The 14,691-nt window shown below is 57.1% G+C and carries 7 protein-coding genes; 3 read left to right on the plus strand and 4 right to left on the minus strand.

The window, feature by feature from the left end; all coding sequences use genetic code 11:
- Positions 1-47 precede the first annotated feature (47 nt).
- On the minus strand, positions 48-3,119 hold the full coding sequence (locus AB1L30_RS27210; RefSeq protein WP_367017765.1) for a PSD1 and planctomycete cytochrome C domain-containing protein: 3,072 nt from the start codon (positions 3,117-3,119) through the stop codon (positions 48-50).
- A 232-nt stretch (positions 3,120-3,351) separates the two neighbouring features.
- Here AB1L30_RS27210 and AB1L30_RS27215 point away from each other — a divergent pair, with 232 nt between their 5' ends.
- The 3 genes from AB1L30_RS27215 to AB1L30_RS27225 all read left to right on the plus strand — a co-directional run bounded on the left by AB1L30_RS27215 (position 3,352) and on the right by AB1L30_RS27225 (position 10,484).
- On the plus strand, positions 3,352-3,864 hold the full coding sequence (locus AB1L30_RS27215) for a sigma-70 family RNA polymerase sigma factor (RefSeq protein WP_367017767.1): 513 nt from the start codon (positions 3,352-3,354) through the stop codon (positions 3,862-3,864).
- Entirely contained in the window at positions 3,861-5,435 is a 1,575-nt protein-coding gene (locus AB1L30_RS27220; RefSeq protein WP_367017769.1) for a LamG-like jellyroll fold domain-containing protein, read from the plus strand. Before AB1L30_RS27215 ends, AB1L30_RS27220 begins: the two co-directional genes overlap by 4 nt.
- A 126-nt stretch (positions 5,436-5,561) precedes the next feature.
- The gene (locus tag AB1L30_RS27225) at positions 5,562-10,484 is read left to right on the plus strand and encodes a c-type cytochrome (protein WP_367017771.1); all 4,923 of its coding nucleotides are present in this window, start codon (positions 5,562-5,564) and stop codon (positions 10,482-10,484) included.
- Positions 10,485-10,549: 65 nt separating this feature from the next.
- Here AB1L30_RS27225 and AB1L30_RS27230 read toward each other — a convergent pair whose 3' ends face one another.
- From AB1L30_RS27230 to AB1L30_RS27240, 3 genes are all read right to left on the minus strand, one after another.
- Positions 10,550-11,581 (minus strand): hypothetical protein, encoded by a 1,032-nt coding sequence (locus AB1L30_RS27230; RefSeq protein ID WP_367017773.1) that lies wholly within the window; start codon positions 11,579-11,581, stop codon positions 10,550-10,552.
- Between the two features lie 10 nt (positions 11,582-11,591).
- On the minus strand, positions 11,592-12,569 hold the full coding sequence (locus AB1L30_RS27235; RefSeq protein WP_367017775.1) for an SPFH domain-containing protein: 978 nt from the start codon (positions 12,567-12,569) through the stop codon (positions 11,592-11,594).
- A gap of 148 nt (positions 12,570-12,717) precedes the next feature.
- Positions 12,718-14,670 (minus strand): glycoside hydrolase family 32 protein, encoded by a 1,953-nt coding sequence (locus AB1L30_RS27240; protein WP_367017777.1) that lies wholly within the window; start codon positions 14,668-14,670, stop codon positions 12,718-12,720.
- Positions 14,671-14,691 lie beyond the last annotated feature (21 nt).

Consider the following 14,691-nt stretch of genomic DNA (forward strand, 5'->3'; position numbering starts at 1 on the left):
GCCCTCTTTGACAGTCGATTCAATCGGGGAAACAGGAAACGCGGACACTACTCGACGGTGATGAACTCATCGAGGTTCAAGACCAGGTGAGCCACCGCGGTCCATGCCGCATGCTCGCCAGGTTCGATCGACGCATCGCGCGGCGAAGAGCCAACCGCCACCAACTGCTGGGCAGCATCGGGGTTTTCCTGATAGTGTTGCCGATAGTAGTTCAAGCTTTCGGTCAACACGTTCATCGTTTCATCATCCGGAACATGGGCGAGTGCTTGCTGATACAAACTGAAGAGCCTGGCCCGGTCTTCTTGCACGTCCAACTTCAGCGACCGCTGCGCCAAGGTTCGAGCCGCTTCGATAAACGTCTTGTCGTTCATCAAGACCAACGCCTGAAGGGGCGTGTTCGTGCGGCGAGCCCCAACGGTACACACTTCCCGTCCACCGGCATCGAAGATCGTTTGCCGCGGCGGATTCACGGCCCGCTTCCAATAGGTGTACATGCTCTTGCGATAGAGGTTGTTGCCTTGGTCTTCCCGGTAACGGGTCCCAGCGTTTGCCGCAACCGACTCCCACAGCCCTGGCGGCTGATATGGTTTGACCGAAGGGCCACCGATCTGCAGGTGCAACAATCCACTGGCCTGCAATGCGATGTCTCGGATCGAGTAACCATCGAGGCGGAAGCGAGGGCCGTGCAACAACAAACGGTTCTCGGGATCTTTTTCCCGTTGGGCGATCGTCTGCACGGACGACTGCTGGTAGGCCGCACTGGTCACCATCAATCGATGCAAGGCTTGCAGGTCCCAGCCTGATTCGATGAACTCGACCGCCAGCCAGTCGAGCAGTTCAGGATGGCTCGGCACTTCCCCTTGCAGACCGAAGTCTTCCGAGGTCTTGACCAGGCCCACGCCGAAATGATCTTGCCAGATCCGATTCACAATAACTCGGGCCGTCAGCGGGTTTTCACGCGAGACCAGCCATTTGGCGAGGTCCAATCGGCTGCCAGGCTGCGGAGCCTCTTTGTCGGCCAGCAGTGCTACCGGAATGCCACGCGACAGTGGTTCGTCTTTACGAGGTTCGTTGTACTGACCACGATCGAGAAGATAGATCGGCGTCGCCGGCCCTTCTTTTTCCCGCATGACCATCACTTTGACTTCGGGACCGACTTCGGCTCGCCGCTTCTGATCGGCTTGTTTGAATTCGAGCTCGGCTTTGGCCAAGACAGGGTCGATCGTCACGTAGTGATCGCGTATCGCTTTCCAATCTTGATCGGATCGCTTTGCTTCGTCGATCGCCAACGCGCTGCGGGCCGCTTCTGGCAAACCACCTTCGTTCGCCTTGCCAGCGTCGGGGTGGGCAGAGCCTTGCACACGAAGCTTGCCAATCGCGTGGTTCGCATACTGGCTCTCGAACCGCATTTGGAGCGTTAGGCTTTCCCCGTCGCTCACTTCCAGGGGCGTCTGGAACTTCAATGTCGCAGAAACAGGTTCGGCTTTTACATTCGGCCCGAAAACGGCCCAGCCAGTGGCAGGATTGTTGTCAAGAATGTTTTTGACGGGGTAACTATCCTGCTCATAAGAAGCCAGGGCCAGTTCGACCGGAATCGACTTCCCTTGGTAGAGCACCGCCAGACGCGTCATCACGAAGTTGCCGTTGACGCTGGGGGCAAGTTGCCGCGGCTTGTTGAATGCGTCGTCAGGCAACGCTTCCAACCTCAAGGCGGTCACAGTGTTGCCTTGCGGATCTACCCTCACGTCGTAAACGATATCGGTCGCATTACTGCCGCCTGAATACCTGACGGCATTCTCTTCGGCGATCTCAAGCGAACCTTCGCCGGTCAACTTCACTTGATCCACGCGGCAGACCAGCCATTCGACGGGCGGCTTTGTGGCTGGGCCTTCGCTGCTGACCAGCCATTGCCGCATTCGCTCGTCGATGCCTTGCTTCGCGACTTCGACGTTCTTCTGGGCAGCTTCCCACTGGGCGATTGTTTCCGGTTGGACTTTGGCCAGGGGCGAACCAGCTTTGAGCATCGGATTGGCGTCGCGGCCTGCCCCGATGCCACGTTCGCCGATGTTATTGAAGTAGCCGAAGAACTGGTAGAACTCGCGTTGGCTCAGTGGATCGTACTTATGATCGTGGCACCGGGCACATCCCATCGTCAGTCCCAGCCAGACGGTCGACGTAGTCTCGACGCGATCAATCACGTTCTCGACAAAGAACTCTTCCGCCAACGCACCACCTTCCGCATTCTGGCGGTGGTTTCGATTGAAGGCGGTTGCCAGTCGCTGGGCAGGCGTCGGATTGGGAAGCATGTCGCCAGCCAACTGTTCGATCGTGAACTGATCGAACGGCATGTTGTTGTGCATCGATTGGATCACCCAATCTCGCCAAGGCCAGTTGGTGCGTTCGAAGTCGTTCTGGTAACCATCGGTATCGGCATAGCGTGCCGCATCGAGCCAGCGCAGCGTCTGGCGTTCGGCGTAGTTCATCGAACCCAGTAACTGATCGACAGCCTGGCGATATGCCTCGTCGGTTGGGTTCGCCAGAAATTGTTTCTGCAGCGACTCCGGCGGAAGCTGACCGGTCAACGTTAGCGCCGCGCGTCGAAGACGCCACGCAGGCTCGGCCATGGGAGATGGCTGCCAACCTTCTTGCATCAGGCGTTTTCCGATGAAGACGTCAATCGGATTCTTCGACCAACGCTGCTTGAGATCTTCCGGCCAGCCTGACTGCGCGATCACTTCGGTCGGAACCTCAGGTCGCTGAGGAACCTCGAAGGCCCAATGCTTCTGGTACTCGGCCCCTTGTTGAATCCATAGATCGAGGATCCGCTTTTCTTCCGCCGAGAGACTTCGATTGCTGTCGGGCGGGGGCATGGCCGACGACTCGTCTTCGCTATGGATCCGAACGTGGAGCTCGCTTTTCTCGAGGTTCCCAGGCACGACCCCGGCATATCCTCCCAAATCGGCCAGCAGGTTCTCTTGGCTATCGAGCCGGAAGCTGGAGTCCTGGTTCTGGGAATCGGGACCATGGCAATGGAAGCAGCGATCGGCCAAAATCGGCTGTACCTGCCGCCGAAAGTCGATTTTCTCCTGAGCGGCACCCGTCGATGCCATACCAGCCATTGGCACTGCCAAGAGAAGAATTAAGGCTTTTTGCCCAAAATGGAGTACACTCAAGGTGGGGTTCCCATTCGAGAATTCTGAGCGAATTGAGGTGAGCTCTGCCATTCTACTCCCGATCTGCCAAGAACCTGCCAACTTATTTTTCAGATCAAAAATGTTCCGATTTCGCGGCAGGTTCCGGGACCGCTGGGAGTATGCTCCTGGATAGCTACGTAATTTAGGTACGACTGTCGTGGACAAAGATCGATTCCTCACCCTATTCCTGAAGCATGAACGCGAGCTGGCTGGCATCGCCCGGGCAGCGTTGCCGGATTGGAACGCCGTGGACGACGTGATTCAGGAAGCCAGCCTCGTGATGTGGCGGAAGATCGATCAGCTTCAGGCAGACGACGAATTCATTCCCTGGGCCCGCATGATCCTTCGATTCGAGGTGCTGAAGTACCGCCGCAGTTGTAGCCGTGATCGGTTGCTGTTGGACGACGACCTGGTGTCGTTGATCGCGGTGGAATCGAAAGATGATCCGGCCGAGTTCGTGCATCAACAGCGCTCGGCCGTGCGAGAGTGCCTGAAACGCTTTTCCCCAGACCACCAGCGATTGTTGCTGGCCCCCTACACTCGGGACGACGCCGTGAAGGAAATTGCGGAAGCCGCTGGCAAAACAGCCAACAGCCTTTACAAACGCCTGGGCCGCTTGCGGTCGAAGCTGCATGACTGCGTCCGCCTTCAGGTAGGAGCCGCCACGTGAGCGAGAACCAGCCTGACCCGATCTCGGAATTGATCGAGCGTTATTTCCTCGATCCCAATTCGCTATCCGATACCGAACAAGCCACCCTGATCGACGCCTTGAAGGCCGATCCTGCGGTTCGTCGTCGTTTCCGTATGGCTGCCCATATTGAAACAGAGCTTCGTTACGAAGCGAGCGGCGAAGAACCGGTCGCGACGACTCCTTCCCCATCCACCGGCACCAGTTGGCCGAAACTGGTTTTCGCCATCGCAGCGACCCTGTTAATTGGAATCGCAATTGGCTATTCGATCTGGCCCGGCGATAGCAACGCTCCGCCTGAGATCGCCGTGGAAACGCCCCATCCACCAGAACCGGTTCAGCCCGAAGCGGTGGAACCGGAAGTCATCACCCCACCGAATGTGATCGCCCGCTTGGCTGTCGGTCATGCCTACCGATTTGAAGAAGGCTTCGCACCGAAGGAAGGGGAGTTCCTGCCAGGCGACTATCATCTGGCCGAAGGAGAAATCACGCTCGGCTTCGATAATGGCGTGGCGGTTTCCGTGGAAAGCCCTGCCCGCTTCAAGGTAGTCGATCCTCTGCATATGCATCTGGAACATGGCCGGGCCCGAGCGATCGTGCCGGAAACGGGTCATGGGTTCGTTATCCAAACATCGAAACTTGTCGTCGAAGATCTTGGCACCGAGTTTGGAGTTGTGGTCGACGACCAACAAAACCAGGAACTGCACGTCTTCGCCGGTGAAGTCCGCCTGCATGAACAAGACCTGCCGCCGGAACTGTTGACGGAAAACTCGGCCTTGGCCTGGAATGCCCAGGACCAGCGTCGCACGATCGCTGCTGATGACCACGCGTTCGCGACCAGCATGTCGATCGGCTATAAGCGTTGGCTCGACTATAGCGAACGTCTGCGAGATGATCCGGCCGCTCTGTTTTACTTCGACTTTGAAACCGACTCGCGCGAAAGCAATAACGTCACCAATCGCGCCGAACATAGCGTAGTTCAAGACGGCCATTTGAACAGCGGCATCTGGGCGACCGGGCGTTGGCCTGAAAAGGGGGCAATGCTCTTCGAGAACCCTGGCGACCGGATCGAGCTCGACATTCCTGGCGAGTACGACCAGATCACAATGATGGCCTGGGTGCAGATGAACCGCTACGACCTGGCCCTGCAAACGGTGTTCAACACGATCGGCTTCGAGCGTGGCGAACATCACTGGAACTTGCTTCGAAGTGGTTCGCTGCGGATGGGCCTGGGTGGCATGTACGACTTCACTTCCCGCGCCGCCTTGCCCCGTAATCGCTGGACGCACGTCGCGGCCCAGCTCGATTCGATCGCGAAAGAGTCCATTTACTACATCGACGGAAAAGAGGTCGGCCGGGTGGCTTGGGACTCGACGATTCCGCTGCGTTATGGCCCATGCTCGATCGGGGCGTGGGGCTTTGTGAATAACCAAGGCGAAGTCGTTTATGGCCGCGAGCTACGAGGCCGCATCGACGAGATCGCCCTGTTCAGCCGAATCCTTTCGGCGGACGAGATTGCCGAGGCCTATGAAGCTGGAAGCAACTTCCAGTAACCAATTCCCTCCAACCCATCATGTGCTCTGCCGGCGATTCGAATCACTGGCACCGGGCAACTGCCCCGTTCAATTCCATTCCCCACAACCTTCCCCCCAGTTCCCCTTCTAGAACCTTAGGATCCCATGCGTAAAACGATTTTGTCGCTCTCGGTCTGCCTAAGCCTTGCTTGGGTCGCCCTGGCGAACGCTCAGGCCCTCAAGCTCGAAAAAGACGACCACATTTCCATCATCGGCAATACGACCGCCGATCGTATGCAACATCATGGCTGGTTGGAAACCTACATCCAGGCGATGCATCCGGAACTGAATCTGACGTTCCGCAATCTGGCCTTCTCGGGCGACGAACTGAAACTTCGCCCTCGTGAAGATAACTTCGGTAGCCCTGATCAATGGCTGACGAAAAATGAAACCGATGTTGTGTTCGCCTTCTTCGGTTACAACGAAGCCTTCAAAGGTCCGCAAGGTGTTGCCGGCTTTAAGAAGGACCTGGCCGAAGTCATCTCAGGCATGAAGGGACAGAAGTACAACGGAGAGTCAGCGCCGAAGATCGTGATGTTCTCGCCGATCGCTCACGAGAATCTCTACAGTCGCCACCTGCCAGATGGTTCCCAAAACAATCCGAACCTGAAGCTTTACACTGAAGCGATGAAGGAAGTATGCGACGAACAAGGAGTTCTGTTCGTCGACTTATTCTCCCCTTCGCAGAAGCTTTATGCCGACGCGGAAAAACCGCTCACCATGAACGGCATCCACCTGCTGGATCACGGCAACAAGGCGATCGCGGAAGTCATCGTGCCGCAACTCTTTGGCCAGGCAGCCCCGGCCAGTGACACGCCTGAAGTCGCCAAGCTGCGCGACGCCGTGCTGGAAAAGAACTATTACTGGTTCAGCCGCTACCGCGTGGTCGACGGCTACAACGTTTACGGTGGACGCTCGAAGCTGGCCTGGTTCGGTCAGTCGAACGCCGACGTGATGCTGCGTGAAATGGAAATCTTCGACGTCATGACTGCCAACCGCGATGCTCGCGTGTGGGCGATTGCCCAAGGGGGTGATCTCGAAGTCAAAGACGACAACATTCCTGAAGAGTTGGTCGTCAAGTCGAACCGCGAAGGGGACATGGCCGACGGTAGTTTTTCGTACCGCACTGCCGAAGAAGGCTTGAAGAAACTGGAACTGTACAAAGGGCTCGAAGCCAACGTCTTCGCTTCCGAAGAGATGTTCCCGGAACTGATCAACCCAGTTCAATTGGCCGTCGATCCGAATGGCCACATGTACGCCTCGGTCTGGCCGAGCTATCCACACTGGAATCCAACCGAACCACGCACCGACCGTATCGTCTGCTTGCCCGACGATAACGGCGACGGTGTCGCCGATCGCTGCGTTATCTTTGCCGATGGCTTGAACAGCGTTACTGGGTTCGAGTTCTGGGGTGGTGGCATGCTGGTCGCAGCCCTGCCGGAATTATGGTTCCTGAAAGATACCGACGGCGACCTGAAAGCCGACGTTAAGATTCGCGTTCTGCAAGGTCTCTCGAGCGCGGACTCGCATCACTCGGCCAACGCCATGGTGCTGGGTCCCGACGGTTGGATCTATTGGTCGCGTGGCGTGTTCAACGTGGCGACCATGGAAACGCCAACGCAAACCTATCGTTCGACGCAGACGGGCGTGCACCGTTTCAATCCGCGCACGTTTGAAATGGAATTCCACTATCCCATCGGCCCGAATCCACACGGCGACGTGTTCGATCGTTGGGGTTATCAGTTCGCAAACGACGGCACCACCGGAACCGGTTCGTACGTGAACATTGGCAAAGGCATCGGCAACAAGCAGTGGTTCGACAAACGCGTGCGTCCTGTCGCCGCCACCGGTCTGCTGGCCAGTAGCCACTTCCCCGAAGAGATCCAGGACAACTTCCTGATCTGTAACTGCATCGGTTTCCTCGGCGTGCTGAATCACGACATCGAATACAACGGTGCCGATATTCGTGCGAAGGAAGTCGATCCGATCCTCGTGTCGTCCGACCCGAACTTCCGTCCCAGTGACGTCGAAATCGGTGCCGATGGTGCCTTGTACGTTGCCGACTGGGCGAATGCTTTGATCGGGCACATGCAGCACAACATGCGTGACCCGAACCGAGATCATCAGCATGGACGCATCTTCCGCGTGACGGCCAAAGATCGTCCGCTGATCACGCCAGTCCGGCTGAAGGACAAGCCGCTGTCGGAAGTTCTCGCAGCGTTCTACGCCAAAGAAAACGCGACCCGTTACCGTGCTCGTATCGAGCTCAGCGGTCGTGATTCGGAAGAAGTGCAAGCGGCCGTTGAAGCCTTCGTCGCCTCTAAGGACATCCACAATCCTGAAGACGCTCAAGCAATGCTCGAGTGCCTTTGGGTCTTGGAAGAACATCGCCTGCCGAACATGAACCTGGTGAAGCTGGTCGCCCAGGCCGACGAACCTCGCGTCCGTGCCGCGGCGATTCGTACGCTCGGTCACTGGGCCGGTTCGGTCGATGGGTGGGAAGCCACCATGCAGGCTGCCGCCAGCGACAAGTCGCCACTGGTTCGTGCCGAAGCGATCAAGTCCGCAGTCGAGTTCCCAGGTGCCACCTCGGCCGAAGTCATCTTCGAAGCCGCCACGCACGAGATGGATCCGGAACTAACCTCGGTCTTGAAGTACGCTCAAAGCCGAATCGATGTCGACAGGATGATTGCCGAGGCGATCAAGTCTGGCCGCAAGCTTTCGCCTGCCGCGACGAGCTACGCCTTGGAAAAGGCCAGCTCCGACTTGCTGTTGAAGCTTGATCGTACGGACGAGGTTTACGCTGCGATCCTCAGCCGAGCTGGCATTCCAGCTCAATACCGCCAGGAAGCTCTGGCCACGCTGGCTCCGAAGAACAATCGCTCGCAGATCGACGAGCTGGTGGCCTGGATTTCGACTGCCGAAAGCCAGAACCTGCCAAGCTTGAACGAACTGGCTCGCATGCTTCCCGCCAGCAAAAAGGAAGACCTGACCAAATCGCAGCAGTTGCTGGCTAAGCTCGCCTCGACAACCGCCTCGCCTGTCGTTCGTCGAGCTGTCTATCGAAGCTGGATCGCCAGCGGCGGTGCCGAAGCGGCCTGGGATCATGCGTTGCAGTCCCCTGCCCTGATGGCCGATCTGCTACAGGTTGCTGCCAACGTCGGCACTACGGCCGAGGCTGCTCCGCTGTATGCGAAGATTCGTCCGTTGATGTTCGAGCTGCCAAGCGGTCTGCGTCCTGAAAACGCGGGCTCGATGGGAAGTGGCCCAGCGGTTGCGTTCGACTACTATCAGCCGAACCCAGCTCAGAACGTGGCGATCGAAACCTTGAACGCGGTCAAGCCAACGTTCTCGGGTCACATGGATAACTTTAATAAGTACGTGCCAAAGGGCCGCAAAGATCAGTTTGCCACCAAGCAAACGGCAGCGATCATTGCCCCGGTACCAGGTGAGTACAAGTTCTATATCGTCTCGGACGACGGTTCGCGTCTCTATCTGAACGGTTCATTGTTGGTCAACAACGACGGTCTGCATGGCATGGTCGAAAAGGGTGGCACGGTCACCCTGACGCCAGGTCCGCACGAACTGGTTGTCACCTACTTCGACAACGGTGGCGACGATGGCCTGCGAGTGTCGTGGGAAGGTCCCGGTTTCAAGAAACAGGTCATTCCAACTTCGTCGCTGCAAGCCGCTGGTCAGCCAGACCTGCAAGTTGCCGCCATCCGCGCGATTACCGCATGGCCAGGTCACCAAGACGAAAAGATCGCCGACTTCGCCAAGTTGGCCACGTCCGATGGTCCACAGGCCGTCGGTCTGGAAGCGTTGGCAACGCTGCCTGCGGGTGAAGTCGCGAAGCAACTTGATCCAAGTGCCCAAGCAGCCGTGCTTTCGGCCCTGCTAACCACCGCCAGCGAAGCTTCGCCGGTCGAAAAGCAGGCCCCACAGTATGCTCAGCTTTTGACTTTGGGTGAAGCATTGCTGGTCAGCAACATGGCCACCGATCGTGGTTCGATAAAAAAGCAGTTGGTGAACCTGCGGAACAGCATTCCTGTGAAAGCCGATCCGGAAGTGATGGCCATGGGTAAGGAGATCTTCCTTCGCGAAAGCCACTGTGCGACTTGCCATCAGCCGCATGGCCAGGGGATGCCCAACCTTTACCCACCGATCGATGGCAGCCTGTGGGCGACCGGTTCGGAAGATCGTTTGATTGCTCTCGTTCTGGACGGGATGCATGGCACGATCGAGGTGAAGGGGAAGGTTTACAGCTCGCCGCCACTGCCGCCGATGACCGGTTTCCGTCAGCTTCTGAACGATGAAGAAGTTGCCGCGGTGCTGACCTACGTGCGGAACTCGTGGTCGAACCGGGCCAAGCCAGTCGAAGCTGCCCAGGTCAAAAAGATCCGCGCGATCGATCGTGGCGACGCCACTTTCTGGGCGGTCAACGACCTGATGGCGAAGTACCCACTGGAAGATGGTCGCAAACCATTGGAATCGACCGGGGATGGTTGGGTGCCGAAGTTCGTTAAAGAATGGAAAGCTGCCGATCTCGATCCAAAGAAGGTGGCTGCTGCTCCGCGTAACTTCGCGGTCGGTCAGGTCTACTTCAATCGACTTGGTTGTGCCCAGTGTCACCAGATCGGTGAAAGTGGTGGTAACTTCGGACCGAACCTGGCCGAACTTCCTTCCAAGAAGAAGACCGCCGAACATGTGATCGAATCGATCGTTGACCCTGCCAGGGTGATCGATCAGAAGTATCGCATGCAGACGATCCTGACGATCGATGGCAAGGTGATCTCTGGGATGATTGTTGCCAATCGCCCTGACGAGATCCACCTGATCACCGATCCACAGAATCCGAAGAAGCCAACCATCATCAAGAAGGATGATATCGAAGAGCAATCGGACACGGCGACCACGATCATGCCGGGTGGTATGATGAACTGGCTGACCGAAGAAGAGATCTACGATCTGGCGGCCTTCGTCCTGGCAGGCGGCGATGAAAAGGACAAACTGTTCGAGAAGAACTAGTCCTTGCCCATCCTTTCGTTTGAAAACCAAAGTCCCTGTCAGATTCCTTCTGGCAGGGACTTTTTTTATCCGACCACCAAGTGAGCCTGGCGTTTCGAGACGCTGAACGTCGCGATGTTGCCGCTGTTGAACTCCAAATAATCGCTCTCGACCCCATCCGAAAAGATCACCCCTTCGGTCGGCATCTGCGACGCGATCACCAGTTCCTCTTCGCGGGAAAGAATTCCCATCACATGGTCGGCCCTTGAATGACGGCTGATGAAAGGCTCGCGAACCGCCCACATCAATTGCGGATCGCAGCGATCGAACTTGCTCGGCCGGAGTTCTCCCTGGTTCAGGTAGCAACTTACGCCGGACGCCATATTGAAAACGGACGACATCCACCCGGTCAGCCCTGCCCCGGTCGAAACCAACACACCGCTGGAAGATTGCGGCTCGCGTTGATGATCGACATCGAGCGTATACCGAGCCGACGTATGCGAACGGCAACCAATATAGAAATCGTTGAAGGCCAGCATTTTCTGACCAGTTACTGTGTTAACCTCGGCCAGCGTGACCTTGTCGACCCGATGTCGTTTGGTCAGCACGCGCTGCACGATTGACCGAGCCTGACCGACTTGAAACGGAAGCAAGACGCCATCGTAGATCGACGGATCCGGGTTCACGCCGATCACCGGCAAATCGCCAACATACTTGGCCGTGTTTGCCACCAGGCCATCTTGCCCGACCACCACAACCAACACGCAGCGCCCGAAATCGAAGTTGGCCAGGTACGAACGATCGATTTCCCGAACCGGAAAACCGAGATCACGCAGTTGATGCATCAGTTCCCGCACGGCTGCTTGATACTGGGTATCTTCCCGCTGATAAGCGGTGTTATCCGCCAAAGCGGCGACGTCCCCTGCCATCAGGTCGAACTCTTCCTGCTTGACCGAACCGCCCTTCGTCTTGCGTTTCCGATAGCGTCGTTCCACTTCGTGTTCGACGGCGGCCTCCATCAGGAAGTCGGCCTGGCGTGAAGTTCCCCACCGCTGCTTCAAGCCTTCCATCCGCGTTTCTCGCGTGACGACTACGATCCACTGGGCACCAATTCCCATGGCATGCTCCCTACTTCGAGCGTCGTGGAGATTGCTGCTGTTCCAGCAGCGTGCTGAGCAGGTCTGGCGAGATGTTCAAGTTGCCAACCTTCTCGGCGTTGTCGGCCAGGTCACGGAAGGCCATTGCAATCATCTGATTGGCATCGAGTCCGCCAGGCGATGCTGCCAATAGCGTTCGCCAGTCGATATCCTTCAGCGGTTCGAGAATCGCCTTCAATGCGTCAGCCTTGGCCTGCGATTCTTTCCGTTCGTTGTCGATCTTGCGGTCGACGAGTGTCGTACGTTCCTGTTCGATGGCGATGTCGGCCGCCAGCTTCGTTTCGCGAACCTGACGTTGCTTTTGCTGGACGGCAATCTCGGTGTTCAGCTCGTTTTCTTTGATCTGACGTTCGAGCTCGACGGCCGTATTACGGCGGGCATAAATCGCTTCGTCCGCTTCCAGCAGCAGCTTTTCGCGAGCCTCGGCTTGCAGGGCCTTCGCCATCTCCGGGGTTGCCTTGATCGACAAGACCGATAGCGACAAGACCTCGGCACCCAACATCGCAACCGCCGAAGATTCCGCCAACTCTGCGAATACCTGGGCGACCAACTCGTCGCTGCTGACCAGCAGCTGGCGTAGGGTCTTCTTCAATGTGAAAGCCCGGGCAAGAGTCTGGGCAGTGTGGATCAAGCGATCGTTCAGCTTCGACGGATCGTCCGATCGATAACGTCCCCAGGCATCGGTGCTGAAGTCGAGCAGCCCTGCCAGCTTGCTGGGGTTGTTGATTCTGAAGGTCATCTCGCCCTGGATGGTGGCGTCTTGAAAATCAGACGTCACCTCGTTGAACACGAACGGCACATCGATACTGGCGATCGGTACCTGAACCAGGGTGGAATTAGGCGAGAAATAGAAGAACGAGAGCCCTGCCCCTTCGCATACCACCTTGCCACCACGGAAGAGCATGACATGCGTGGATGGCGGCGCCTTGATGAAGCTAATCCCCAACATAACCTGGTTCCTTCGACGGTGTGATGTTGCGGCATTTCTTTCTGCCGCCACCCTTAGTGTAGAACTCACACCATCGAAAGCAAGCAAATTGTCACGATTTTTGACTCTGTGAATTTCCGCACAAAATCAGGCCCTGGGCCTGGCCGATTTATTTCCAGGCTGAGCCAAGCTGATGCACTTCCAACTTGGAAATCGCAGTCTTTTCAGAACCGCCTAGGTGTACCGACAGATTCTGCGGATCGATCTCGGCGTTGAACGTTGCGACAAACTCGCCGCTGTTCACAAACAGTTCCACCGAAGCGCGATCGACCAGCACGCGTACTTGCACTTGGCCGTCGATCACTGGGGCTGGCATCGTCGCGTTCTGGTAGTGCAGCATGCCGTTGCGATACGTGATCGTCTGCCCGCGAACATCGAGCGTCAACGTCGTATCAGCCTTCGCCTCGAACGCGATCGAGATATCCAGCAGATCGGCCGAGAAATCCTTCAGTGCCTCGTTGGCCTGAGCGACGGTTGTGTTGTCAAGCGTGACTTGTTTCTGGTAAAGCTCTTTGATTTCTTCAATCGGCCAGCGAAACAGTTTCACGCCGTCGGCCGTTGTCTTCAGCTGCATCGTCTGCGGAAAACTCATCTGCTGGTGGAACGGCATTCGCTCGCGGCGGAAAGGAACGTTCTCGCCCCGCATCCACCCCACGATGACCGTTCGATCGTCCGGGCTATCGTTGAACGTCTGGGCGGCATAGAAGTTCGGTCCATAGTCGCCCCGCAAGACCTTTTCATCCGTCAGGAAACACTTTCCATCGAACTTGCCAATCTCGTATTCAAAACTGGCGTCGTACAACACCCAGCGTTTGTCGTTGGGATTGCCATCGACCGGCAACTCCACCAGGTCCATGCACTCGAACACCCAGTCGCGATCGAACTGGCTGACTTCCTTCCACGACTTCAAATCGTCCGATTGAAAGAAGAGCACGCGTCCCGGTTTCCCCTGTTGCACCCACAGCACCATCACCCATTTCTGACTCGGCTCGTGCCAGAAGATCTTGGGATCACGTTCTCCAGCGTCGTAGCCTTGGTTTTCCACGACTGCTTTCCCTTCGTTCCAAAGCTGAAACGTCCGGCCACGATCGGTACTGTAAGCAATCGCTTGATAGAACGGACTGCGGGCAAACGTGAATGCCGCGACCAGCGTCTTGGTATCGCCTTGTTGAACGCCCAGGCTGTTGTTGTGATCGACCACCGCCGTGCCAGAGAAGATCGTGCCTTCGTCGTACGGCAAGATCGCATGGGGAAGCTGCTTCCAGTGGACCATGTCAGGGCTCACCGCGTGCCCCCAGGTCATGTTGCCCCAAACGGTGTCGTGCGGATTGTGCTGGAAGAACAAATGGTACTCGCCATCGAAGTAAACCATGCCGTTCGGATCGTTCAGCCAGTTCTTCTGCGAAGTGAAATGAAACTGCGGCCGATAGGTTTGGTCGTAGCCAACGTCGCCATACGAGGGAAACGTCTGCATGTTCGGCTGCTGGTAGATCTCGTCGGATGGAATCCCGCGACTTGTTTCGCTCTGCCAAATGTCGTCGACATTGATATGCCCCCAGCCACCAGTTCGGTTGTCGACTATCTGTAGCGTGGCCTGTTTGCCTTGCAACGATTCAACATTCCAGTGCACCGGCTGCAGACGCTCCGTCCCGCCAGGTCGCCGATTGGGACCGGTCGCGGTTCGGACAGCCTTGCCATCGACGATTAAGTTCATGCAGGTCTCGTCTTGGTAGCCGCCACCCCCAATCAAGAAGTTGAGAAACGGTCGTTCGATCGTGAAGCTTGGCGACGTCAACGTGCCGGTGGTCTTGTCGCCACCACGGAACGAATTGACGAGCCCCTTTCCTGCGAAACCGCTCACGTCCATTTGCGCTGGCAGCGTGCCAGCAGCAGGCTCGGTTCCGAAGGCATCGCCAGTGATTTGCCAATCGCCGTAAGTGGTGCCTTCGAAGTCCGCGATCAGCGTTTCGTTCTTCTCTGGTGCGGCGGCCTGCAAACCTGGCAGTCCCAAAGTCAAAGCGACAGAGGTCACAGCAAACCAACGGACTAGCGAACGTTTCATCAGAGATCTCAATCGATAGGG

The organism is Bremerella sp. JC817 (assembly GCF_040718835.1).
Classification (GTDB): Bacteria; Planctomycetota; Planctomycetia; order Pirellulales; family Pirellulaceae; genus Bremerella.